The organism is Catenibacillus scindens, from assembly GCF_014202115.1.
Lineage (GTDB): Bacteria > Bacillota > Clostridia > Lachnospirales > Lachnospiraceae > Catenibacillus > Catenibacillus scindens.
This window is the reverse complement of sequence record NZ_JACHFW010000015.1, coordinates 34376-58096: the sequence shown is the minus strand read 5'-3', so window position 1 is coordinate 58096 and position 23721 is coordinate 34376. Positions and strand designations below refer to the sequence as shown.

Annotated in this window: 30 protein-coding genes; 24 read left to right on the top strand and 6 right to left on the bottom strand. The window is 46.1% G+C overall.

Annotated features, from left to right (window positions below; translation table 11 throughout):
* Positions 1-243 precede the first annotated feature (243 nt).
* From HNP82_RS14815 to HNP82_RS14760, 12 genes are all read left to right on the top strand, one after another.
* The gene (locus HNP82_RS14815; protein WP_183775968.1) at positions 244-1131 is read left to right on the top strand and encodes a branched-chain amino acid ABC transporter permease; all 888 of its coding nucleotides are present in this window, start codon (positions 244-246) and stop codon (positions 1129-1131) included.
* Positions 1132-1203: 72 nt separating this feature from the next.
* Complete coding sequence (locus tag HNP82_RS14810) at positions 1204-2094, top strand: branched-chain amino acid ABC transporter permease (RefSeq protein WP_183776041.1); 891 nt, start codon at positions 1204-1206, stop codon at positions 2092-2094.
* Positions 2095-2097: 3 nt separating this feature from the next.
* Positions 2098-2856, top strand: coding sequence for an ABC transporter ATP-binding protein (locus HNP82_RS14805; protein ID WP_183775966.1), 759 nt, complete (start codon positions 2098-2100; stop codon positions 2854-2856).
* Positions 2857-2868: 12 nt separating this feature from the next.
* Entirely contained in the window at positions 2869-3579 is a 711-nt protein-coding gene (locus tag HNP82_RS14800) for an ABC transporter ATP-binding protein (RefSeq protein WP_183775964.1), read from the top strand.
* Positions 3580-3594: 15 nt separating this feature from the next.
* Entirely contained in the window at positions 3595-4245 is a 651-nt protein-coding gene (locus HNP82_RS14795; protein WP_183775962.1) for a cytidylate kinase-like family protein, read from the top strand.
* A 95-nt stretch (positions 4246-4340) separates the two neighbouring features.
* A complete protein-coding gene (locus tag HNP82_RS14790) occupies positions 4341-5048 on the top strand; it encodes an AzlC family ABC transporter permease (RefSeq protein ID WP_183775960.1) in 708 nt (235 codons plus the stop codon).
* Positions 5038-5346 (top strand): AzlD domain-containing protein, encoded by a 309-nt coding sequence (locus tag HNP82_RS14785; RefSeq protein ID WP_183775958.1) that lies wholly within the window; start codon positions 5038-5040, stop codon positions 5344-5346. Before HNP82_RS14790 ends, HNP82_RS14785 begins: the two co-directional genes overlap by 11 nt.
* Before the next feature lie 53 nt (positions 5347-5399).
* Positions 5400-5927, top strand: coding sequence for a cysteine hydrolase family protein (locus HNP82_RS14780; protein ID WP_183775957.1), 528 nt, complete (start codon positions 5400-5402; stop codon positions 5925-5927).
* Positions 5927-6697, top strand: coding sequence for a M48 family metallopeptidase (locus tag HNP82_RS14775; RefSeq protein ID WP_243164792.1), 771 nt, complete (start codon positions 5927-5929; stop codon positions 6695-6697). The genes HNP82_RS14780 and HNP82_RS14775 overlap by 1 nt, the downstream gene beginning before the upstream one ends.
* 23 nt (positions 6698-6720) lie before the next feature.
* The gene (locus tag HNP82_RS14770; RefSeq protein WP_183775953.1) at positions 6721-7542 is read left to right on the top strand and encodes an aldo/keto reductase; all 822 of its coding nucleotides are present in this window, start codon (positions 6721-6723) and stop codon (positions 7540-7542) included.
* Positions 7543-7793: 251 nt separating this feature from the next.
* A complete protein-coding gene (locus HNP82_RS14765) occupies positions 7794-8030 on the top strand; it encodes a 4Fe-4S dicluster domain-containing protein (RefSeq protein ID WP_183775951.1) in 237 nt (78 codons plus the stop codon).
* Positions 8031-8033: 3 nt separating this feature from the next.
* Positions 8034-9713 carry an FAD-binding protein gene (locus HNP82_RS14760; RefSeq protein ID WP_183775950.1) on the top strand — a complete coding sequence of 560 codons (1680 nt, stop codon included), beginning with the start codon at positions 8034-8036 and terminating at the stop codon, positions 9711-9713.
* A gap of 61 nt (positions 9714-9774) precedes the next feature.
* On the opposite strand, the gene HNP82_RS14755 is transcribed toward HNP82_RS14760, so the two are convergent.
* From HNP82_RS14755 to HNP82_RS14745, 3 genes are all read right to left on the bottom strand, one after another.
* Positions 9775-9957, bottom strand: a complete 183-nt coding sequence (locus HNP82_RS14755) for a hypothetical protein (RefSeq protein ID WP_183775948.1) — start codon at positions 9955-9957, stop codon at positions 9775-9777.
* A gap of 160 nt (positions 9958-10117) precedes the next feature.
* Positions 10118-10984, bottom strand: coding sequence for a class I SAM-dependent methyltransferase (locus tag HNP82_RS14750; protein ID WP_183775946.1), 867 nt, complete (start codon positions 10982-10984; stop codon positions 10118-10120).
* Positions 10985-11002: 18 nt separating this feature from the next.
* Positions 11003-11923, bottom strand: a complete 921-nt coding sequence (locus tag HNP82_RS14745; protein WP_183775944.1) for a LysR family transcriptional regulator — start codon at positions 11921-11923, stop codon at positions 11003-11005.
* A 261-nt stretch (positions 11924-12184) separates the two neighbouring features.
* On the opposite strand from HNP82_RS14745, the gene HNP82_RS14740 reads away from it, so the two are divergent.
* Both HNP82_RS14740 and HNP82_RS14735 read left to right on the top strand, forming a co-directional pair.
* Positions 12185-13873: an FAD-binding protein gene (locus tag HNP82_RS14740; RefSeq protein ID WP_183775942.1), complete on the top strand. Its 1689-nt coding sequence runs from the start codon at positions 12185-12187 to the stop codon at positions 13871-13873.
* Positions 13874-14095: 222 nt separating this feature from the next.
* The gene (locus HNP82_RS14735; RefSeq protein ID WP_183775940.1) at positions 14096-15730 is read left to right on the top strand and encodes an extracellular solute-binding protein; all 1635 of its coding nucleotides are present in this window, start codon (positions 14096-14098) and stop codon (positions 15728-15730) included.
* Positions 15731-15802: 72 nt separating this feature from the next.
* Here HNP82_RS14735 and HNP82_RS14730 read toward each other — a convergent pair whose 3' ends face one another.
* The 3 genes from HNP82_RS14730 to HNP82_RS14720 are packed head-to-tail and all read right to left on the bottom strand — an operon-like array spanning position 15803 to position 18075.
* A complete protein-coding gene (locus tag HNP82_RS14730; RefSeq protein WP_183775938.1) occupies positions 15803-15943 on the bottom strand; it encodes a hypothetical protein in 141 nt (46 codons plus the stop codon).
* 28 nt (positions 15944-15971) lie between these two features.
* Complete coding sequence (locus tag HNP82_RS14725) at positions 15972-17219, bottom strand: MFS transporter (RefSeq protein ID WP_183775936.1); 1248 nt, start codon at positions 17217-17219, stop codon at positions 15972-15974.
* Positions 17209-18075, bottom strand: a complete 867-nt coding sequence (locus HNP82_RS14720; protein ID WP_183775934.1) for a zinc dependent phospholipase C family protein — start codon at positions 18073-18075, stop codon at positions 17209-17211. Before HNP82_RS14720 ends, HNP82_RS14725 begins: the two co-directional genes overlap by 11 nt.
* Positions 18076-18586: 511 nt before the next feature.
* Between HNP82_RS14720 and rpsJ the strand changes: the two genes are divergently transcribed.
* The 10 genes from rpsJ to rpmC all read left to right on the top strand — a co-directional run bounded on the left by rpsJ (position 18587) and on the right by rpmC (position 23643).
* A complete protein-coding gene (rpsJ, locus tag HNP82_RS14715) occupies positions 18587-18904 on the top strand; it encodes a 30S ribosomal protein S10 (RefSeq protein ID WP_132091730.1) in 318 nt (105 codons plus the stop codon).
* Between the two features lie 129 nt (positions 18905-19033).
* Positions 19034-19663 (top strand): 50S ribosomal protein L3, encoded by a 630-nt coding sequence (rplC, locus tag HNP82_RS14710; RefSeq protein ID WP_183775932.1) that lies wholly within the window; start codon positions 19034-19036, stop codon positions 19661-19663.
* Positions 19664-19690: 27 nt separating this feature from the next.
* Positions 19691-20311 (top strand): 50S ribosomal protein L4, encoded by a 621-nt coding sequence (rplD, locus tag HNP82_RS14705; RefSeq protein ID WP_183775931.1) that lies wholly within the window; start codon positions 19691-19693, stop codon positions 20309-20311.
* Positions 20311-20610, top strand: a complete 300-nt coding sequence (rplW, locus tag HNP82_RS14700) for a 50S ribosomal protein L23 (protein ID WP_183775929.1) — start codon at positions 20311-20313, stop codon at positions 20608-20610. Before rplD ends, rplW begins: the two co-directional genes overlap by 1 nt.
* Positions 20611-20773: 163 nt before the next feature.
* The gene (gene rplB / locus HNP82_RS14695; protein WP_183775927.1) at positions 20774-21619 is read left to right on the top strand and encodes a 50S ribosomal protein L2; all 846 of its coding nucleotides are present in this window, start codon (positions 20774-20776) and stop codon (positions 21617-21619) included.
* Between the two features lie 22 nt (positions 21620-21641).
* Positions 21642-21920, top strand: a complete 279-nt coding sequence (gene rpsS, locus HNP82_RS14690; protein ID WP_183775925.1) for a 30S ribosomal protein S19 — start codon at positions 21642-21644, stop codon at positions 21918-21920.
* A 32-nt stretch (positions 21921-21952) separates the two neighbouring features.
* Positions 21953-22339 carry a 50S ribosomal protein L22 gene (gene rplV / locus HNP82_RS14685; protein WP_183775923.1) on the top strand — a complete coding sequence of 129 codons (387 nt, stop codon included), beginning with the start codon at positions 21953-21955 and terminating at the stop codon, positions 22337-22339.
* 11 nt (positions 22340-22350) lie between these two features.
* Positions 22351-23007 carry a 30S ribosomal protein S3 gene (gene rpsC / locus HNP82_RS14680; protein ID WP_183775916.1) on the top strand — a complete coding sequence of 219 codons (657 nt, stop codon included), beginning with the start codon at positions 22351-22353 and terminating at the stop codon, positions 23005-23007.
* Positions 23007-23444 (top strand): 50S ribosomal protein L16, encoded by a 438-nt coding sequence (gene rplP / locus HNP82_RS14675; protein ID WP_183775914.1) that lies wholly within the window; start codon positions 23007-23009, stop codon positions 23442-23444. The genes rpsC and rplP overlap by 1 nt, the downstream gene beginning before the upstream one ends.
* A complete protein-coding gene (gene rpmC / locus HNP82_RS14670; protein WP_183775912.1) occupies positions 23434-23643 on the top strand; it encodes a 50S ribosomal protein L29 in 210 nt (69 codons plus the stop codon). Before rplP ends, rpmC begins: the two co-directional genes overlap by 11 nt.
* The last annotated feature ends 78 nt before the right edge of the window (positions 23644-23721 follow it).

Sequence of the window (23721 nt, the reverse complement as noted above, 5' to 3'; positions counted from 1 at the left end):
AATAACACTCCATGAATAGTAAAGACGGCCGAAGTAATATAACAAAAATAGTTGCTTTTTTATGGTATTTATCCGATAATATCAATATCAGACGTGAGATGTCTGCGATCGCGGTCCAAAATCCCGCGCCAAGACTTGCGAGAGAGTCTTGAAATGTCAGCAAAAGCTGAACAAAGGCCCGCGCCGGCGCGCGGGCGCTTCTAAAACTAACAGTCTGTAGAATACAAAGAAAGGCGGAGGGCGATGGATTTAGTTATTAACATTGTCGAACAATTGATCAACGGTCTTCGTACCGGAAGTATTTACGCGCTGATCGCCCTTGGCTATACGATGGTGTATGGTATTGCCAAGATGATCAATTTTGCCCACGGGGATATTATTATGGTCGGCGCGTATTCTTTGTATGTCTTTTACGGTATCCTTGGTCTGCCTGCGGCGGTAGCGGTTATTTTGTCCATTATCGTGTGTGCGGTACTTGGTGTGGTTATCGAAAAAGTGGCATACAAACCTTTGCGCAACGCGCAGCCTTTAGCTGTGCTGATCACAGCCATTGGCGTCAGCTTCCTTTTGCAAAACCTGGCGCTGCTGATCTTTAAGGCAACACCTATACCTTTTGGCTCTATTATTCGGGTGCCGTCGGTACAGATTGCCGGAATCCACATTTCGGGGATCACTATTGTTACTTTAGTGGTGACAACCATTTCCATGATCTTATTAACGTTATTTATTAATAAGACAAAGGCAGGCCGTGCCATGCGGGCCGTGTCTGAAGATAAAGGCGCTGCGGAGCTTATGGGCATCAGCGTCAACGGGACCATTTCCCTGACATTTGCCATCGGTTCTGCCCTGGCGGCAGTAGCCGGACTTCTGTTTATCTGCCAGTACGAGTCTCTTCAGCCCACCCTGGGGGCTCTTCCCGGTATTAAGGCGTTTGTGGCGGCGGTGCTTGGCGGTATCGGAAGCGTTCCGGGAGCGATGCTTGGCGGTATTGTCCTTGGCATCATTGAAAGTCTTTCCAAAGCGTACATTTCAACACAGCTCTCAGACGCTATTGTATTCGGCGTGCTGGTTGTTGTTCTTCTTGTAAAGCCGTCCGGTCTGCTGGGTAAGATCCGGATCGAGAAAGTGTAGGTGATCGCGGTGAAGAAATATCAGAAATTATTGATCAATATCGGGATCGCTGTTGTTATCTACGTTCTGGTGATGCTGGCCATCCAGTTTGGATGGGTAGGGCGTCAGCTATTGTCCATGATCGTTCCTGTATGCACCAATGTGATGATGGCGGTTTCCCTGTGCCTTATTGTCGGGTTTTTAGGTGAGCTGACCCTGGGCCATGCGGCATTTATGTCTGTGGGGGCCTACTCAGGGGCTCTGGTATCTATGAACCTTCCCCTGCCGGGGTGGCTTTCCCTGGCTGTCGGCCTTGTTGTGGGCGGCGTTGTGGCGGCTCTCGCCGGCGTGATCATTGGTGTGCCGGTATTGCGCCTTCGCGGTGACTATCTGGCCATTGTGACCCTTGGTTTCGGTGAGATCATCAAGTCTGTTTTTAATACTCTGGGGATCACGGGAGGAGCCAGCGGCCTTTCAGGTATTCCGCTGATGACTTCTTACCGGAATTTCACCCTTGTGTTTATCCTGACGCTTATTGTCGTTGTGGTGGTTTCCAATCTGGTGAAGTCCAGACAGGGCCGGGCAATCTGTGCTATCCGGGATAATTACATTGCTGCCGAGGCTGCGGGGATCAAGGTGAGCAAATATAAGGTTATGGCTTTTGTCATTTCAGCCTTTTTCGCCGGCGTGGCCGGTGTGGTCTACGCTCATAATATCAGTATTTTAAAGCCGGGCAATTTTGATTATAACACATCCATTGAGATCCTTGTTATGGTTGTCCTCGGCGGCATGGGAAGCATCCGCGGTTCCATTATCGCTGCGGTGATTCTGACACTTCTGCCGGAGTTGCTCAGAGGCGTGGCGGATTACCGTATGCTTGTATACTCTATTGTGCTGATCGTTATGATGCTGTTTAACAATTCAAAATTTAAAGAAAAACTGATGGCCCGGCGTCAGGCGGCCAAAGTTTCAAAGGAGGCTTAAATTATGGCATTGTTGGAAGTTCGTAATCTGGGCATTTCCTTTGGCGGCCTCAGGGCTGTGGACAGCCTGGATATGACTATTGACCAGGGCCAGCTTTATGGCCTCATCGGCCCAAATGGTGCCGGAAAAACTACGGTGTTCAATCTTCTCACCGGGGTGTACCGTCCAACAGAGGGGATTATTACCCTGGATGGCCAGAATCTTGTGGGAAAAAAGACGGTGGAGATCAATAAGGCGGGCATCGCCCGTACCTTTCAGAACATCCGTCTCTTTAAAAATATGTCTGTTATGGATAATGTAAAGATTGGCCTTCATAATCATTTTAAATATAATCTTTTTACCGGAATACTGCGCCTGCCCGGATACCGGAAGGTGGAAAAATCCATGGATGAGCGGGCTATGGAGCTTTTAAAGGTGTTTGACCTGGATAAAGAAGCCGGGAACATGGCTGCCAATCTGCCCTATGGAAAGCAGAGAAAACTGGAAATCGCCAGAGCCCTGGCCACAGAACCGAAACTTTTGCTTTTGGATGAGCCCGCAGCGGGCATGAATCCCAACGAGACGGAGGAACTGATGAAGACCATCCAGTTTGTTCGGGAAAAGTTTAAAATGACTATTCTTCTCATCGAACATGATATGAAGCTTGTGTCAGGGATCTGTGAGGAAGTGACGGTATTAAATTTCGGCACAGTACTTGCCCAGGGAAAGACCGGGGATGTTTTAAATGACCCTAGAGTGGTCAAAGCTTATCTTGGCGAATAGGAGGGAAAACGTATGGCAATGCTTGAAATCAAAGATCTGGAAGTGTTTTACGGGGTCATTCAGGCCATTAAAGGCGTTTCCTTTGAAGTAGGCGAGGGGGAGGTTATTGCCCTTATCGGAGCCAACGGCGCCGGAAAGACGACCATTCTCCACACCATCACCGGCCTGATCCAGGCCAAAAGCGGACATGTATTTTTTGAGGGACAGGAGATCACAAAACTTCCCGGACACAAGATCGTGTCCAAAGGGATCGCCCATGTACCGGAAGGCCGCCGGGTATTTGCTGATCTGACGGTGCTTGAGAACCTGAAACTTGGTGCCTACACCCGCAAAGATAAAAAGGAAATCGAGGAATCCCTGGAGATGATCTACAAGCGCTTTCCCAGACTGAAAGAGCGCAGAGGCCAGCTTGCCGGTACTTTAAGCGGCGGCGAGCAGCAGATGCTTGCCATGGGGCGGGCTCTTATGAGCCGTCCAAGGATTATTCTCATGGACGAGCCGTCTATGGGGCTCTCGCCGATTTTTGTCAATGAGATTTTTGATATTATCCAGGAGGTCAGCAAAGGAGGAACCACGGTGCTTTTAGTAGAGCAGAACGCGAAAAAAGCACTCTCCATTGCGGACCGTGCCTATGTCCTGGAAACAGGGAAGATCACTTTAAGTGGTGACGCCAAAGAACTTATGAACGATGAATCTGTGAAAAAAGCTTATCTTGGAGAGTAACAAGGGGGATCTGTCATGGAAAAACGTAATATAGTGATCACCATTGCCCGCCAGTACGGAAGCGGCGGAAAGACGGTGGGACGTATGCTGGCAAAGGATCTTGGCTTTAACTGTTATGGCTATGAACTGATCCGAATGGCCTCTGAGGACAGCGGAATTAACGAGAAGCTTTTCGGCCAGGTGGATGAGAGTGTGCGCCGGACTTTTTTGCAGAAGCTGGCCAACGTGAGAAATATTTATGATGGCGGCCTTCTGACGCCGGAGAGCGATGATTTTGTCTCAGACGATAATCTTTTTAATTACCAGGCTAAGATTATTAAAGAGCTGGCGGAGCAGGAAAACTGTGTCATCATCGGACGATGCGCGGATTTTGTGCTTAAAGACTACGACAATTGCCTGAGCATTTTTGTCCATGGTTCCAAAGAGTTTTGTCTGGCGAGAGCCATGGAGCGCAACAGCATGACCCTCAGGGAGATGGAGAAATTTATCGAAAAGACAGATAAATACCGAGGGGATTATTATAAATATCACACAGGTCATAACTGGTATGACGCGAGAAATTATGATCTGTGCTTAGACAGCAGCAAGCTGGGCTTTGACGGCTGTGTGGCCGCTATAAAAGCCCATATGGCAGTGCGTTTCAAAGATTACGGGCTGTCGCTGTGAGACGGATCGGGGCAGGCGGAAAGGACTAAAAGCAGTCTTTTCCGCCTCTGCTGTGAAACGGATTTTCATATATAAGCAAGCAGGAGAGAGAAAAAATGCAGAGCGCGTTTAAAGAGGGCTTAAAGGGCGGCCTGCCTATCGGTATCGGTTATTTTCCCGTGTCGTTTACTTTCGGATTTTTGGCAGTGGCCGGCGGGCTTGACGTGTGGGTGGGGATTTTTATATCCCTGACCAATCTCACTAGTGCCGGTCAGTTTGCGGGAATGAATCTGATGATTGCCGGGGCAGGTTATGGAGAGATTGCCTTGACCACTTTTGTCATTAATTTAAGATATATGCTTATGTCTCTGGCATTGTCTCAAAAGATCGAGAAGGCCATTCCATTGTGGAAGCGCCTTATTTTTGCTTTTGGTATTACCGATGAGACCTTTGTCATAGCTTCCATGAAAAAAGGCCCCATAAAAGCCGGCTATATGTTTGGATTGATCCTTCTCCCCATTGTGGGATGGAATCTGGGAACAATATGTGGATGCTGTATTTCAAACCTTTTGCCGGAGGCTTTGCAAAATGCCATGGGCATCGCCCTTTATGCCATGTTTATTGCCCTGATCGTGCCGGCGGCCAGGGATTCTTTTAAAATACTTCTGATCATTGTCATGGCGGTGACCATTACATGTATGTTTAAATATGTGCCGCTGCTTTCCTTTATTTCATCGGGATTTCGCATAATCATCGCCACTGTGACTGCTGCGGCGATAGGCGCGTGGCTGTTCCCAAAGGAGGAGGCGGACTATGAGTACTGAGAGGATCATGATTTGTATCGCCGTGATGGCGCTGGTTACTTATATTCCAAGAGTGCTTCCTGTTACAGTGTTCAGGAAAAAAATTAAGTCCCGCTTTTGGCGGTCATTCCTTGATTATACCCCCTACGCGGTGCTGGGAGCCTTGACTTTCCCCGATATTTTTTATTCCACTGGTCATACGGTATCGGCGGCAGTGGGAGCCATTGTGGCCATATGCCTGGGATATTTCAGGAAAAGTCTTGTGGTTGTAGCTGTGGCGGCCATTGCTGCTGTATACATTGTTGAAATGTTTCTGTAAATATTTATCAGATATTGGAAGACTCCCAGGAGTCTTAAACAGGAGGGATCATTATGAGTAAAATGCTTGTGGTCGTAGATATGCAGAACGATTTTATTGACGGGGCGCTGGGGACTAAGGAGGCTGCGGCTATTGTCCCTAAAGTGTTGGAAAAAATTAAAAAATTTAAAGGTCAGGTGTTTTACACAAGAGACACCCATCAGGAAAACTATCTGGAGACGCTGGAAGGGAAAAAACTCCCTGTAAAACACTGTATTGCAGGCACAAAAGGTTGGGAACTTCACAGAGATATCCAGGCTCTTGTCCAGGAAAATCACAGTATGATCTTTGATAAGCCCACATTTGGATCCATGGCACTGGCCGGATTTTTAAACGGTATACAGAAAGTGGCACCCATTGACGCTATTGAACTGGTGGGCCTGTGTACAGATATCTGTGTCATATCCAACGCCCTTTTACTCAAGTCTGTCCTTCCGGATACAAAGATTCTTGTTGACGGAAGCTGCTGCGCGGGGGTCACGCCCCAGAGCCATGAGACTGCCCTCAAAGCCATGGCCATGTGCCAGGTTGAGATCCTGTGATGGAAAAAGGAGGCGTATCCAGCCGCAGAGTATCGGATTTTGTTACAGATGACAAAGGGAGGATTGATTTTGATATTGTTCGTTCATCTCGGAAAACTCTTGGCATACATATCGGCGAAGGCGGACAGGTTCTGGTCAAAGCTCCGGCCTGGGTTTCAAGAAGTCAGATTCGGGAGGCTGTGCTGGGAAAATCCCCATGGATCCGGGAAAAGGCAGATCTGGCCCGCAGAGGAGACGCTTTAAAGATTACCCACCGATTTGCCCAGGGAGAACCATTTCTATATCTGGGACGGACTTACCCTTTGTATATCCGCTATGATCCTGCCATGAAAAATGTTTGTGTTGATCTTACAGAAGATGAGTTTGTCATTGAGACTCCTGCAATCCACGGGGCAGTCCTGGAAATGGCGGTGCTTAAATGGTACAGGGAGAACGCTCTAAAACTTATGGAACAGCGGGTACAGTATTACGGACAGATTTTTGGGGCGCTGCCATCAAAGGTTATAGTCCGGGAGCAGAAAAGCCGATGGGGGAGCTGCAACAGCAAGGGCGAGCTGAGGCTTAACTGGAAATTGATTATGGCTCCGCCGGGAATTTTGGATTATGTCGTTGTCCATGAGCTGTGCCATCTTAAAGAAATGAACCATTCACCAAGGTTTTGGAACCTGGTGGAAACTCTGTGCCCCCAGTACCGGCAGTGCCGGCAATGGTTGAAAGATTACGGGGCGGCCCTGTCGTGGAACTGCCTGGAGACCGGCGCAGAAGTATGAACCTGCGAAAAGGAGGAAAAATAATGGACATGTATAAAACCCTTAACAATGGAGTGAAAATGCCAATTTTGGGCCTTGGGGTCTATAAATCCGGCGAGGATACCAAACAGGCGGTTCTGGACGCCCTGGAAGCCGGGTACCGGCATATTGACACCGCAGCTTTGTATAAAAATGAAGCCCAGGTAGGAGAAGCTATCCGGGAAAGCGGTATTCCCAGAGAGGAGATTTTTATTACAACGAAATTGTGGAACGACGATATGAAAAACGGGACCCAGATGGAAGCCTTTGAGCGCAGCTTGAAAAATCTGGGGACAGATTATGTGGATTTATACCTCCTCCACTGGCCGGTGTCCCAGGCTCTGGAGCAGTCCTGGAAGATTCTTGAACAAATTTATAAAGAGGGGCGGGTTCGGGCTATCGGCGTGAGCAACTGCCATATGTCTCACCTTATGCGGGTCATGGCGGCGGCAACTGTGGTGCCGGCAGTCAATCAGGTAGAGTGCCATCCCTATTTAAGCCAGAAGCCGCTGCGGACTTTCTGTAATAATTTAAGTATTGCCATGGAGGCATGGTCTCCTTTGGGGCGCGGCCGGGTGCTGAATGATCCGGTCATCGGGCAGCTTGCTCAAAAATACAATAAGACGCCGGCTCAGATCATCCTTCGCTGGGAGCTTCAGGAAAACTGGATCGTGATTCCTAAATCTGTCCACAGGGAGCGGATCATAGAAAACAGCAGCATATTCGATTTTGAACTGGATTCTGCCGACATGGCTCAGATGGACGGACTGAATAAAGATATGCGTTTTGGCACAGACCCGGATCATTTTGAAAATAAACAGTGGTAAAAAAATATATATTATTCACGGTAGTCGGAAACACTTGCTGTTTCCGGCGTAAGAATGTGATTCAGGGGTGCGCTTAAACCATTCGCGCAGCGAATTTTGCATGGTTTAAGCGCATATTACTGTTCACGAAATAAACAGTAACACCGATAGGATTTTCTGATAACCCTATCGGTTATTTTTTATTTTAAAATAAATATGATTAATGATATACTATAAACAACAATTAAGTAAATTATGTGGGAGGTGAAAGTATGCCGCCGATTATTGATAAACAGAAATGCAATCAGTGTGGCTACTGCGCTCAGATCTGTCCCCTGGACGTGATCAAAGTGATCAAGAACGATGATAAAAAAGCTGTTATTGTAAAATATCCTGATGAATGCTGGCATTGCCGTGCCTGTGAAAAAGACTGCAGGCAGCATGCGATCCGGATGCGCTATCCGCTGTCACATTTAATGCTTCATATGGATGTACAAAAGGAGGGGTAAAAGATGCCGGTAAGAATCAGAGAGGGTATTGTAAAAACCGATTTTTTAATTGCAGGTGGAGGCATCAGCGGCCTGCAGGCAGCGTATACGGCTGCGCAAAAAGGAATAAAAGTAGTTGTGGCTGAAAAGGCGGATACCCGACGTTCTGGCTGCGGGGCCAACGGAAACGACCATTTTGCCTGCTACATTCCCGAATGTCACGGGGATGATTTTGAACTTGTTGTCCGCCAGATGAATCAGACCATTGACGGCGGTCCATGGCAGGATCCCACCATGCTGCGTCTGTGGCTGTCAAGGACTTATGAGGTTGTTCAGCTCTGGGAATCTTTAGGCATTAATATGCGTCCCACCGGTAAATGGAATTTTGAGGGACATTCCATGCCGGGCAATCAGAAATATCATTTGAAATTTGACGGGCATAATCAAAAGCCTGCCCTGACGGCGGCCGCAAAGAAGAACGGTGCTGTCATTATGAATAAAACTCTTCTCACAGATGTTCTTGTCAATAGTGAGGGGAGGGTGATTGGAGCCATCGGCGTAGATATTTCTGAGGATGAACCGGAAATGGTGATCTTCCAGGCAAAGGCTGTCCTTATCGCTGCCGGATCGGCCACCCGCCTTTATCCGGGAATTACACCTGCCTATATGTTTAATGATTCCGGATGTCCGGCCAATACCGGTGACGGACACGCCATGGCTTACCGGGCCGGCGCACGTCTGGCAAACCTTGAGATGGCAGGAGGCCACGCGGGGCCAAGATATTTTGCCAGAGGCGGCAAAGGCACATGGATTGGGCTGACCAGCGATATTAACGGCCAGTGCATCACTCCTTATCAGGATAAACCTTCCAGAGAAAACGGCGATATCGCGTCGGATATATGGCCGGGATCTTACCGTGACCGCATGCAGGCCGGTACAGGCCCTACATATATGAACTGTACACGGACAAGCGATGCGGATCTTGATTATATGCTTCACGATGGTTTTGTCAGCGAAGGTATTGACTCTATTACGGATAATTTGGAACAGAATAATATTGATCTGCGCAAATCTATGATCGAGTTTGGTTCCTATAATATTGGCCTTTCAACCCAGGGTATTGATATTGATGTCCACGCTATGTCCTCTGTCCCTGGGCTGTACGCCGCAGGAAATGTTGTTGGCAATGTGAAGGGCAATCTGGCCGGAGCAGCCGTTATGGGTATGGTTGCCGCCGAGAGCGCTGCGGAGTATGTAAAAACTGTGGCAGATGAAGACGTGAGCGATCATCCTCTGATCAGAGAACGGCAGGAATTGTATTCCGCTATTATGGACAGAAACGAGGGCGCTTACTGGAAAGAGGCGGCTTCCACACTTCAAAATATTATGAATGATTACTGCGGACTGAATATCCGTTCGGAGGCGATGCTTACCGCCGGTCTGACTTATCTGCGACAACTTAAAAAGTCTGCCTATGACCAGCTTTACGCTGAAAATTCCCATGAATTTATGCGTGTCCTTGAGGTTTTGGATCTCATGGATGTTGGAGAGCCGATGTTCCTCATGGCCCTGAACCGGAAAGAAACACGTCCTCCACATAAAAGGGCGGATTATACTTACACAAATATGCTTCTTAATGACAAGTTCCAGACCATTGAAAAGCACGGCGATCAGGTGACTTTAGACTTCAGAAAGAGATTTTAAAATATCCTCCTGTTTTACACAAAAGTGCCCTGGGAAAATTTTCCCAGGGTGCTTTCGTCTTTTAATTTCCTTTACTGCTCAGAGGGTTGGCGCCGTCTTCCCAGAAAGGGTTGTTGTTGGGAGCGCATTTACCGCCGGAAACATAGCTGGAGTTTTCTTTGATCAGTTCTTCGGGTTCGTCTTCAAGGTTAAATTCCGGGCGGGGCCACGGCTCCTTTCCCGGACAATGTTTCTGCTCTTTCAAAGGGAAATCCTCCTTAATGATTTTTCGTAACAGTTCAGCCATCAGGGATAGGCGTGCTGAACTGTTAGATTTTTTCACTAAGAAGGATTTCCATGAAAATATATTTTATGCGTAAACTTTAAGACCAGGTGGGAAATAACATTCAGTTATCGCCGCAGAGTTATCGCTCCCAGCGGCCGCTGGCCCCACATGGAAGGATCAGCCCGCTCTCAGTTACGGGAAGTCCGACTTCGTCGGAAATAACCCGGCCTTTATATTGGGGGAGAAGGACAGATGAGAGCATGTAGGTCAGCACTGCCGGCTGAAGCCCGGTAGTGTAGGAGTTTACAAGGAAAAACAGGGGGTTTGGACATAAAAGATGACTGCATTGCTGGATAAATGGATAAATGGAATCTTCAATTTTCCAGATTTCCCCTTTGGGCCCCCGGCCGTAAGAGGGCGGGTCCATAATAATACCGTCGTATGTATTGCCCCTTCGTATTTCACGTTCCACAAACTTCATACAATCGTCCACGATCCAACGGATGGATGTATCGGGAATGTTGGATGAGCGGGCGTTTTCTTTGGCCCAGGAGACCATGCCTTTTGAGGCATCCACGTGGGTGACAAAGGCGCCGGCAGCAGCGGCGGCGCAGGAAGCTCCGCCGGTATAGGCAAAGAGATTTAAAACTTTGACCGGGCGGGCTGCGTTTTTGATCTTTTTATAAAACCACTCCCAGTTGGCGGCCTGCTCCGGGAAAAGACCGGTATGTTTAAAGCTGAAAGGCTTTAAATGAAAAGTCAGGCCCAGATTTTCATACTGGATGGACCACTGTTGGGGCAGTTTGTGAAATTCCCACTGGCCTCCGCCGCGGCTGCTGCGGTGATAGTGGCCGTTCATGTGTGTCCATCCGGGATGTTTTTTTTGTGTATTCCAAATAACCTGAGGGTCCGGGCGGACAAGGAGGTATGTGCCCCAACGCTCCAATTTTTCTTTCTCCGATGTGTCAATCACTTCATAGTCTTTCCATTGATCGGCGATCCACATAAATATACCTCGTTTCTGTTAAAGATTAATTGTACGGATATTATCCGTCTCTGAAATTTCCGGAATCTGAAGATGGGAAAAAATATACTGCAAGAGCTTTAACGGCTCGGAAATCGCTTTCTTTTTGGGATAGACAAGGTTAATAGGCATATTCCAACCACTGTCGATACTCATATAAATATGAACGATTCCCTGGGCAGCCTCCTGGGAAAAAGACCGCACTGATGTAAGTGACAGACAGTTGTGGTTCAGAACGGCGGCCTTGATAAAATCCATATTGGATGATTCCCAGAAACTTTTGTACTCAATATGGCTGTTATGTGTCAGCGTGTCAAGAGCGTGCCTTGAAAAATCTCCCTTTTGGGTCAGAGCAAAACGCTGTCCGTTTAAATCTTCAGGAACAAGACATTGTTTTTCAAAGAGCGGATGCCCCGATGGACATACAATAGCAAGGTAATCGTTAATGAGAGGAATATTGATCAGATCATTGCTTTTGGTAGGTCCGGCCATGATTCCAGCGTCAAGATCAAAGGACAGCAGGAGATCTTCGATTTCCGTGTCACTGATAAAACGGACAGAAAAATCGCTGTCCGGACTGCGAAAATGCAGACTGTCCATGACTTCAGAAAAAAGCTCTACATCAATAACATGACTTATTCCAATACGAAAAAGAGCTTTTTGGTTTAAGCGGGACATGTTTTTTTCAAGAGCATCAAAGTCTGCCACGATTTTCCGGGCATTATTTAAAAGCGTCTGTCCGTTGGGGGTGATATACAGTTTTTGTGAAATACGTTCAAACAGACGAGTGTGATAATGCTCCTCCAGTTCACGGATAATCTGACTGACCGTAGGCTGAGAAATATAGAATTTAGACGCCGCAATACTCATCTTTCCGCTGTCCGCGACTTCAATAAAAATTTTTAAATGACGGATAGTCATAAATTCTTCTCCCCCTCTATCCTTGCTGCCGCAGTATAAGTAAATTCACAGTTCTTTGGATAAACTATCTCAGGATATCTTATCATTTTACTTTCAATGTTTCAAGAGATATATTATAATAGTTATTGTTTGGAGTAACAGTTCAGCGGGATGAACGGTTACTGATTTGGCAATACCCCGCTGCAGGCAGCAGGGTGTCAGGCTGGCAGCGCCCTGCGGGGCGGACTTCCAGCAATAATAAAAGAGGAAGGGAGCGGCGCTATGCAGGTAAAAAGACGGATTCAGACAGATTTTCTTGTAATTGGCGGCGGTGTTGGCGGTATGCAGGCAGCCATTGAGGCGGCGGCTCTGGGACTGAGAGTTGTTGTCGCAGAGAAGGCGGATACACGGCGTTCAGGCTGTGCCGGAAGCGGCAATGACCATTTTGCCTGTTATATTCCCGAATATCACGGGACAAATTTTGAATTTGTACTTCGGGAGATTGCTGGAACCCTGGAAAGCGACCAATGGCAGGATATTTCTCTGTTGAGAGTATGGATGGGCCGAAGTTTTGAGATCGTGCAGAAATGGGAAGAGTGGGGGATCAATATGCGTCCCAGCGGTACATGGTGCTTTGAAGGCCACACATATCCCGGACAGAAAAAATATTATTTAAAAATTAAAGGTGATAATATTAAGTCGGCTTTGACAAAAAAGGCGTTAAACTGTGGCGTGGAAATTATGAATAAAATGACAGTGACGGATATACTAAAAAACGCCAACGGACAAGTCTGTGGAGCCCTTGGACTGGATATTTCAAAGGATGTGCCGGAGGCTGTCGTTTTTGACGCGCCCACGGTGCTTATTGCTACAGGGCTTATTTCGCGTATGTATCCAGGGGTGAATCCGGGATTCCTTTTTAATACCTCTTGCTGTCCTGCCGCTACCGGCGGTGGCCATGCCATGGCTTTCCGCGCCGGGGCCCGGCTGATTAATATGGAAATCCCAGCGCCTTATGTGGGACCAAAGTATTTTCAGCGGGGCGGCCGTGGAAGCTGGATCGGACTGGTTTCAGATATTAATGGCAGCCCCATTGGCCCATATATGGATAAACCGTCCAGGGAGTATGGCGATATTCTTGTGGATGTGTGGCCGGAAATTTTTAGGGATAAATATCAGGACGGTTCAGGGCCGGTGTATATGAACTGCACACGCACAGACGATGAAGATCTGGAATATATGCTGGATTCATTTCCTTCCGAAGGACTGGCTTCGGTGGTTGATTATATTGATCAATATAATGTTGATCTGAAAAGACAAATGATTGAATTTTATTCTTATAATAATGATCTTAATGCCCGCGGCATTGAAATATCCACAGATGCGTCAACGAATATCCCAGGGTTGTTTGCCACTGGAAACGCGGTAGGCAATACCCGTGGAAGTTCTACGGCGGCGGCTGTTTTTGGCATGGTTGCCGCCCGCAGTGCTGCGGACTACATTAAAAAGATGTCAGGCGGAGAACAGTTTACGTCCGGGGATGATGCGAGTAATGCATGTATATGTCAGCGTCTGGAGTTGGTTGACGGTATTTTAAAAAGGGGCAGCGGCGGAGCCGGATGGCGGGAGGCTAACGGCACGCTTCAGAGCATTATGCATGACTATGCGGGCTATGATGTGCGTTCGGACCGCATTCTCAGGGCCGGACTTCACTATCTGGGACTTTTAAGAGACTGTTCTCTGTCAGAGCTTGGCGCTTCTAATGCCCATGAACTTTGCCGCGTGCTGGAAGTGCTTGAAATGATGGAAACGGCCCGGATTGTGTTTATCACTTCGATCAATCGCAGAGAGAGCCGGGGGCTGTTTAAGCGCCAGGATTATCCAGAGCAGGATCATCGGCTGGATCATAAATATCAGACGATCGGGGAAGTTGATGGAAAGATTATTGTAGATTTTCGGGATCGCCGGTAAAGCATGGCGAAATTTGCGTTTGTTTTTTTGAATAAGACCCATTGGAAAATATGATTTTACAGACACCCCCGTGCTAAGTTAAAGAAGTTATCTTATAGTTTTTTCCGATACCTTTATTGAGTATTCCTATTTTACGGTCAGCGGCGCAGATGGTATGATAAATACATAACAAAGCTGCGGCCGCTGCTTAAAACAAACAGGAATAACGGGAGGTTATTTGTGATGAAAGGAAGAGTAACAGCATTATTAATGGCAGCCTGTCTGGCAATGTCCATGGCAGCCTGTGGAAACAATGAATCCGCTTCCGGCGCAGGTAATGGGGGAAATGAGACAACCGCGGCATCTGACAGCGGGGCTGTGAGCGAGAGCGGAAGTGAGGCCGCTGCCGCAGATAACGGGGAGGCCGATGAGCCACTGGAGGATATGGCCGAGATTAAGGTGACAATTTTGTCTATGGGGCCGATTCCGCAGGGGCTTCAGGATGTTGAAGACGCGGTCAATGAGATCACGGAACCGGAGATTAACACACATGTTACACTGGAAATGCTTGAGCCCGGCAACTATGCTCAGCAGATTAATTTGAAAATGTCCTCATCAGAGCCTTTTGACTTAATGGTAACGATGCCTTCCGGAACCGCAGGATTTACTACAATGGTATCCCAGAATCAGTTTATGGATATCAGTGAACTGCTCCAGGAGTATGGCCAGGGAATTATTGATACTCTCGGTGAAGAACTGCTTCAGGCGACAACGATTAATGGGAAGATTTACGGCGTAACGACGTACCGTTCTCTTGTGACAAGCAATTATATCGTTATGCGGACAGATGTTCTTGAAGACCTTGGACTTCTTGAAAAAGCTCAGAACATGACAACTCTGGAAGAGTATGAAGAGATTCTCCAGGCGGTAAAAGAAAGCGACAAGTGGAATTATCTGGCCGGTATTGTTGCCTCTGACCTTGTCGGCACATGTTTGCCCCTGGGCGGAACCTATGTAGGAGAAAATAATTTTGCCGATGATACATGCTATGATCAGCTTGGCGATACAAACAAGTTTATTGCTATTAATCCTGACGGAAGCGATCCGACAATTGTTAATAACTTTGCTACAGAAGAATACCATAAGATGTATGAAGTTATGCATGACTGGTATGAAAAAGGATATGTTTACGGCGATGTTACAACTCAGACAGACAAAGCTGAGGAAATGGTAAAATCCAACGCTGCATTTTCCTATTTTTCCCAGAGCGAAATTGGTGTTGAAGTGAGCAAATCCGCTACATGCGGTATGCCGATGACCTGTGTAAAGATGGTAACGATGCCGATTTCAACATCAACAACATCTAAATTCGTGTGGACCGTTCCGACGACTTCTCAGGAACCGGAAGCAGCTATTAAGTTCCTGAACATGATGTACACCGATGCACGTATTTGCAACCTTCTCGCATGGGGTGTTGAGGGCGTGCATTATCAGGTCAAAGACGGCGTGGCATATTTCATGGACGGACAGGATGCCAACAACTGCGCTTACCACACCTGTGATTTTATTTACGGCAATCAGTTCCTTGTACTTCCTTGGGACGGACAGTCCGCAGACTTCCGTGACATTGCCCTGGAAGAAATGGAAAATGCACAGACAAGCGCTTACTTAGGTTTTATCTGTGATACAAATGCTATTTCCAATGAAATTTCAGCCGTTGCCAATGTTATCGCCGAGTATCTTCCGGCTATTGACTCCGGTGTGGCTGAGCAGGATCATTATGACGCATTCTTGAAGAAACTGGATGAATCCGGTCTTCCAAAAATTATTGAAGAATATCAGAATCAGTTAAATGACTGGCTTGCTCAGCAGCAATAAGTTTTTCTCCTTTTTACCGCGAAGAAGGGGCGCCGCGAATGTGGCGCCCCTTCTTCGTGAACGAATACTTTTTCAGATCATCTGGGTGTCTTCAGAAGCCATGATCCTGGAAGCTGCAGTGACAGGCACCACAAGGAGTGCGGCAAATACTGGAAGCAGAATGGAGCCGCCGATAAAGATTTTTTTCAACAGTTTCAAATGTCTCATTTTCATAACGATTCACCTCATGCATTTTCGATTATTATATAGAAACTTCTTTTGCTTTGTTGTCAGCCAGGATAAAGAAAACAAAGCCGATGGCGAACATCACTGACAGGGCGCCCACCCCCAGATTGACATTGCCAGTGGCCTGGCTTACGAAAGACACAAGGGTCGTGCCGGCGAAGGAGGCGCCTTTTCCGCAGATGTCGTAGACGCCGAAATACTCTCCTGACTGATTTGCCGGGATGATCTTGGCAAAGTAAGAGCGGGACATGGACTGGATAGCTCCCTGGAAAATGCCCACGCATACGGCCAAAATCCAGAACTGGTACTGCTCATTAAGGCCCATACCGTAAAGGGCGATGATAAAGTAGGCGGCGATACAGATCATAATGATCCGGCCAATGGCCATTTTTCTTGAAAGGCGTCCGAAGATCAGGGCCGCCGGAAATGCCACGATCTGGGTCAGCAAAAGAGCCAGCAAAAGTCCGGTGGTATCCAGGCCCAGGGCAGTTCCGTAGGCTGTGGCCATATCAATGATGGTGTAGACACCATCAATATAGAAGAAAAAGGCAATAAGGAAAAACAGTATTTTTTTATTATTGCCCAGTTCACGAAAGATATGTCCCAGACGGGAGAAGGATGAGCGCACCGGATGACTCTGAGCTGACACATAGTATTTCTGCTCGTAAGAACGAAGTAAAGGAACGGCAAGAAACAGCCACCACAAAGCGATGAGAAGGAAAGCGATACTCATGGCAGCGGACATGGTCAGTCCTATATTTTCGTAAAATAAGACAAGGAGCAGACTTAAAATAAAAGGGATACAGCTTCCGATATACCCCCAGGCGTAGCCGTGAGCGGACACCTCGTCCATACGATCTTTGGTGGTCACGTCGGTCAGCATAGAGTCATAGACAACCAGACTTAGAGAGTAAGCGGATTTTGCGATGACAAAGATCAGAAGAAACCACAGCCAGGAGGACATAAATCCCAGGAAGATGCATCCAATGGCACCGACGAGCAGCGCTGCCATGAAAATCTTTTTCTTAAAGCCTTTAAGGTCGGATACAGTTCCAAGGGTGGGCCCTAAAATGGCCACGATGACTGTGGAGATGGATGTGGCGTATCCCCAGTAAGCCAGGTAGTCCACATCAGAGATCCCGGCGTTTCCTGCCAGATAGTTGAAATAAATAGGCATGATCGTTGATATGAGCAGAGTAAATGCCGAGTTTCCTACGTCGTAGAGTACCCATTTTAACTCTAAACGTTTTAACTTAAATTTCATAGGTGAGTTCCTCCTGATATGAATATACCGGAATAGACTGCCAGTTCATCTCAGGACCGAAGGTCCGGATAAAATATTTGTCTATCGGTTCATTATTTATAATATAATCCCAGTAGTTTTTTAGAAGAGTCAGTCCAAGTTCAATGGCCTTTGTAAAAAGTTTTTCGAGGCGCAGGCAGCTATCGCTGCATGTTTCAACAGGTTGCCGGCTGACAATGAGTCCATGCATTTCCCTGTAATTCCCGGTAAGTTTTAAAAGGGCCAAGATGAGACTGCGCTTGATCTTTCCGGGGGCTACCAAAAGATCGTTGTACCAGATCATAGATTTTAAACTTTTATAAATCTGGCGGACCGTCAATTCGTCAAAAAAATGGTGGATGATCAAAACATTTTCTGGAGTTGGATGAATGTGATCGGTAAGATGATGGCTCAATGGGTTTAAATGGTCTTTTATCATAAGATGCCGGTCAAACTCTGTTTCGATCGTAGTGTGGGAAAGGCCGGATACACGGATCTTATTTTCAATATAGCCATGGCATGTGCTGTCCAGAACAAAATGACAGATAAAGCCCATCAAGTAAGATAGGGAGGCTTTATATTCCGGGGATCCTTTTTTAAAGTCTTCCAGCACGTCGGCCGCATAGAGAAAAAAATCTGAAGCCGGCTGGTTGTGCATACGAAAACCAAGGGTATTGACAGGATTGTTAGTCAGAGGTTTATAATAAAAAAAGATGTCCGGGCCGTGGAGACCAATATTAAAAAGCTGTGGCTGCTCCCCCACTATATTTTTGATGGCAGCGGGGAGACGTTTGTAGATTTCCCTGCCAAAACAAAAATGGGCGTATGTGGATGGCATAAAATGTTCCTCCTTTTTTGTCATATGAGGATATCATCTGAAGCTATTATATCAGATTTATAGCAAAGTGTTATCAACTACATATTAAACTTGTGTAAAGATTTTGCGATGAAAGCACAGAATGATAAGGCAGCACATAGATAGGCGTATAAAGGGACAGTGCGGGAAAAACTGGTACTATTAGATAAAAACGAAAAGATAATACGGTAAATTTTGTTGAAAAATATTTCCATGAAAATGTAAAAAAATCCTTGAAATGAGAGAAGCTTTCGTGTATAATATCTGATGTTGTGACATTGATAGCGATGAAGCGTGAGGTTGCTGCAGGATTTTGCAGGTGTTCCGTGGAGCGAATGTCAAGTTAAGAAAACTGGCGACAAGTCACTGTACCAAGTAAACAATCTGCCTGAGAGCAGAAGCGCGTGTGAGAGTGTTAAGGATACACACGGGCGAGTGTACAGTCACCGCTTGTCGTACTGCAATGAAGTGCGAAAAGGAGGCGGCTTTTTTTATGGCAAGTCAAGTAATGAGAATCACTCTCAAGGCATATGATCACAAACTCATTGATCAGAGTGCTGGAAAAATTATTGAAACTGTTAAAAAGACTGGATCTAAGGTGAGCGGACCGGTGCCATTACCTACAAAGAAGGAAGTTGTTACAATTCTGAGAGCTGTTCACAAATATAAAGATTCCAGAGAACAGTTTGAACAGAGAACTCACAAGAGACTCATTGATATCATTACACCGACTCAGAAGACTGTTGACGCATTATCCAGACTGGAGATGCCGGCAGGCGTTTACATCGACATCAAGATGAAGACAAAATAATTGATTTAAGTTGACGATCCTTAGGGTTTATATAGATGAATCGGGATACACCGAATACTCATAGTAGACCGTCTAGGATGAGCGCGAGAGCGCTCCGCTGTAGATTAAAACAGGAGGTGCATTCTTAGAATGAAGAAAGCAATTTTAACAACAAAAGTTGGAATGACTCAGATTTTTAATGAAGATGGAGTTTTAACTCCGGTAACTGTCCTTCAGGCAGGGCCATGCGTGGTAACACAGGTTAAGACTGTTGAGAATGACGGTTACAGCGCAATCCAGGTTGGATTTGGCGACATCAGAGAAAAACTGGTAAACAAACCGAAAAAAGGCCACTTTGCAAAAGCTGGCGTATCTGCGAAGAGATTTGTCAAAGAGTTTAAACTTGAAGACGCAGAAAGCTACACATTAGGCCAGGAAATCAAAGCGGATATTTTCGCTGTTGGTGATAAAATCGATGCCACTGCAAAATCCAAAGGTAAAGGATTCCAGGGCGCTATCAAGAGACACGGACAGTCCAGAGGACCTATGGCTCACGGTTCCAAGTACCACAGACATGCAGGTTCCAACGGTTCTGCAACAACTCCAGGCCGCGTATTCAAAGGCAAACACATGCCGGGACATATGGGCGCTGTGAAAGTAACTGTTCAGAATCTGGAAGTTGTCAGAGTTGACGCTGATCAGAACCTGATCCTTGTAAAGGGTTCCGTTCCAGGACCAAAGAAATCTCTGGTAATGCTTAAAGAATCAGTAAAAGCGTAATTGCTTTTAAGGAAGGAGGACATACAGATGGCAAAAGTATCTGTTTACAATATTGAAGGCAATCAGGTTGGCGAAATGGAACTGAATGATGCGATCTTCGGTGTGGAAGTTAACGAGCATTTAGTTCACATGGCAGTAGTCAATCATCTTGCTGCTAAACGTCAGGGCACACAGAGTGCCAGAAATCGTTCCGAAGTTTCCGGCGGTGGAAAGAAACCTTGGAGACAGAAAGGAACAGGCCACGCAAGACAGGGTTCAACAAGAGCGCCTCAGTGGACAGGCGGCGGCGTAGTATTCGCTCCAAAGCCAAGAAATTACGAGTTTAAGATCAACAAGAAAGAAAGAAGACTGGCTCTCAAGTCTGTTCTTACTTCTAAAGTGAATGAAAATAAATTCATCGTTCTTGATTCCTTTAACATGGACGAGATCAAGACAAAGAAATTCCAGGCTGTTATGAATAACCTGAAGGTGACAAAAGCATTAGTAGTCCTTAACGAAAAGAACGACAATGTATTTTTATCCGCGAGAAATATTCCTACTGTAAAGACAGCTCTGACAAACACAATCAATGTATATGACATCTTAAAATACGACACAGTAGTCGTTACAAAAGATGCTGTTGATACGATCCAGGAGGTGTACGCATAATGGCAGATTTAAAATATTATGATGTAATCCTTAGACCGGTTATTACAGAAAAAAGCATGAACGCCATGGCTGAGAAGAAGTACACATTCTTCGTTCATCCGGACGCGACAAAAGCTCAGATCAAAGAAGCTGTTGAAAAAATGTTCGAGGGAACAAAAGTTGCTTCTGTAAATACAATGAACAACGACGGTAAAGTAAAGAGAAGAGGCATGACCTTCGGACGCACAGCCAAGACAAAGAAAGCGATCGTTAAACTGACAGACGAGAGCAAAGATATCGAAATCTTCCAAGGTCTGTAACTGTGACAACTTGCTAAGTCCAGGCGGTAGCGATGGACGAAGCTGGTTGGAACATACCCGTCTTATCCATAGACAGTAACCATATAAAGAAACGCCCGGAAGCGTTTCGCCTAAACGCAATAAAAGCGTGATATTAAATTGACATTTGAAAGGAGTGAATATAATGGGTATCAAAACATATAACCCATATACACCTTCCAGAAGACATATGACCGGCTCCGATTTTTCCGAAATTACAAAATCCACTCCGGAGAAATCACTTGTAGTAGCCCTTAAAAAGCATGCCGGACGTAATAGTCAGGGAAAAATCACAGTAAGACATCACGGCGGCGGCGCCAAGAAAAAATATAGAATCATTGATTTCAAGAGAAATCACAAGGATGGTATTCCGGCTACAGTTAAATCCATCGAGTACGATCCTAACAGAACAGCAAACATCGCTCTGATCTGCTATGCAGACGGCGAGAAAGCATATATCCTTGCACCTAACGGATTAAAAGTAGGCATGAAGGTTATGAATGGACCTGAGGCTGAAATCAGAGTGGGCAACTGCTTACCTCTTTCTGAGATTCCTGTTGGTACAGAACTTCACAACATTGAGCTTCATCCTGGCAAAGGCGGACAGCTTGTTCGTTCCGCTGGTAACTCCGCTCAGTTAATGGCTAAAGAAGGCAAATATGCAACCCTTAGATTACCTTCCGGCGAGATGAGAATGGTGCCTATCGCAGGCAGAGCAACCATCGGTGTTGTTGGCAATGGCGACCATGAGCTGATCAATATCGGTAAGGCTGGACGTAAACGTCACATGGGTATCCGTCCTACAGTTCGCGGTTCTGTTATGAACCCTAACGACCATCCACACGGTGGTGGTGAAGGTAGAGCGCCGATCGGACGTTCCGGCCCGATGACTCCATGGGGCAAACCGGCACTGGGTCTCAAGACTCGTAAGAAAAACAAAAAGTCTAACAAAATGATCGTAAGAAGACGTGACGGAAGTATTATTAAATAATTAATCTAAGGAGGTTTATTCAATGGCCAGATCACTTAAAAAAGGACCATTTGCAGATGCTCATTTACTTAAAAAAGTAGATGCCATGAACGCAGCCGGGGACAAGAGCGTAATCAAAACCTGGTCCCGCCGTTCCACTATCTTCCCACAAATGGTTGGACATACAATCGCGGTACATGACGGAAGAAAACATGTGCCTGTATATATTACAGAAGATATGGTTGGACATAAATTAGGCGAGTTCGTTGCTACCAGAACCTACAGAGGTCATGGCAAAGACGAAAAGAAAGCAAGACGTTAAGGATAGGTTAGTTTGAAAGGAGGCTGTATCCCATGGCAAAAGGACATAGATCCCAGATTAAGAGAGAGAGAAATGCCAATAAAGATACAAGACCAAGCGCAAAATTATCATACGCGAGAGTATCTGTACAGAAGGCGTGCTTTGTTCTTGACGCGATCAGAGGCAAAGACGTACAGACCGCATTAGCTATTTTAGCATACAATCCAAGATATGCATCCAGCATTATCAAAAAGTTATTGGAATCTGCCATCGCAAACGCAGAGAACAATAACGGTATGAACAGAGACAATCTTTATATTGAAGAGTGCTACGCAAACAAAGGACCGACGATGAAACGTGTTCATCCGAGAGCCCAGGGCAGAGCGTACAGAATTGAGAAGAGAACGAGCCATATCACAGTTGTGCTCAATGAAAGATAAGGAGGAGAATCATGGGACAGAAAGTTAATCCTCACGGATTGAGAGTCGGAATTATTAAAGATTGGGACTCCAAATGGTATGCGGAAGCTGACTTCGCAGATAATCTTGTTGAAGACTATAACATCCGTAAATACCTTAAAAAGAGATTATATAACGCTGGCATTGCCAGAATCGAGATCGAAAGAGCATCTGATCGCTTAAAAGTGATTGTTCATACAGCAAAACCTGGTGTTGTTATCGGTAAGGGCGGTTCCGAGATCGAGAAAGTTAAAGGTGAAGTTTCCAAACTTACAAATAAAAAACTTCTCATCGACATCAAGGAAGTTAAGAGACCGGATAAAGACGCTCAGCTTGTTGCTGAAAATATCGCGACACAGCTTGAAAACCGTGTATCCTTCAGACGTGCTATGAAATCTGCAATGCAGAGAAGTATGCGCGCCGGCTGCAAAGGTATTAAGACTTCTGTTTCTGGTCGTCTCGGCGGAGCAGATATGGCCCGTACAGAATTTTACAGCGAAGGTACTATTCCACTTCAGACACTTAGAGCTGACATTGACTATGGATTTGCTGAAGCCGACACAACATATGGAAAGATCGGTGTTAAGACATGGATCTACCATGGCGAAGTACTTCCAGTGAAGGGCAACAAGGAAGGGAGCGATAAATAATGTTAATGCCAAAAAGAGTAAAACGTCGTAAACAGTTCCGCGGCAGCATGAGAGGAACTGCACAGCGTGGTAATAAAATCACTTACGGTGAATATGGTATTGTGGCACTTGAGCCGGCATGGATCAAATCCAATCAGATCGAGGCTGCCCGTATCGCTATGACACGTTACATCAAACGTGGCGGTAAAGTTTGGATCAAAATTTTCCCTGATAAACCAGTAACTACAAAACCAGCTGAAACACGTATGGGTTCCGGTAAAGGAACATTGGAATACTGGGTAGCTGTTGTTAAGCCAGGCCGTGTAATGTTTGAAATTTCCGGCGTTTCTGAAGAAGTTGCCAGAGAGGCTCTTCGTCTTGCAACACATAAGCTTCCGGTGAAATGCAAAGTTGTTTCTCGCGCAGACTTAGAAGGCGGTGATAACAGTGAAAACTAATACTTATGTTAAAGAATTAAAAGCAAAAACTGTTGCAGAGTTAAATGCAGAGTTAGCAAGCGCAAAAAAGGAACTTTTTAATTTAAGATTCCAGAATGCAACAAACCAGTTAGACAACACAAGCAGAATCAAGGAAGTTCGCAAAAATATTGCGAGAATCCAGACCGTCATCACTGAAAAGGCAAACGTTGCTGAATAATTGAAAGCCTGGGAAATGGCTGAAAACGGCAGTGCGCGAGACGCACAGGCCATCATCCTTTTTGATGGCGCATGAGAA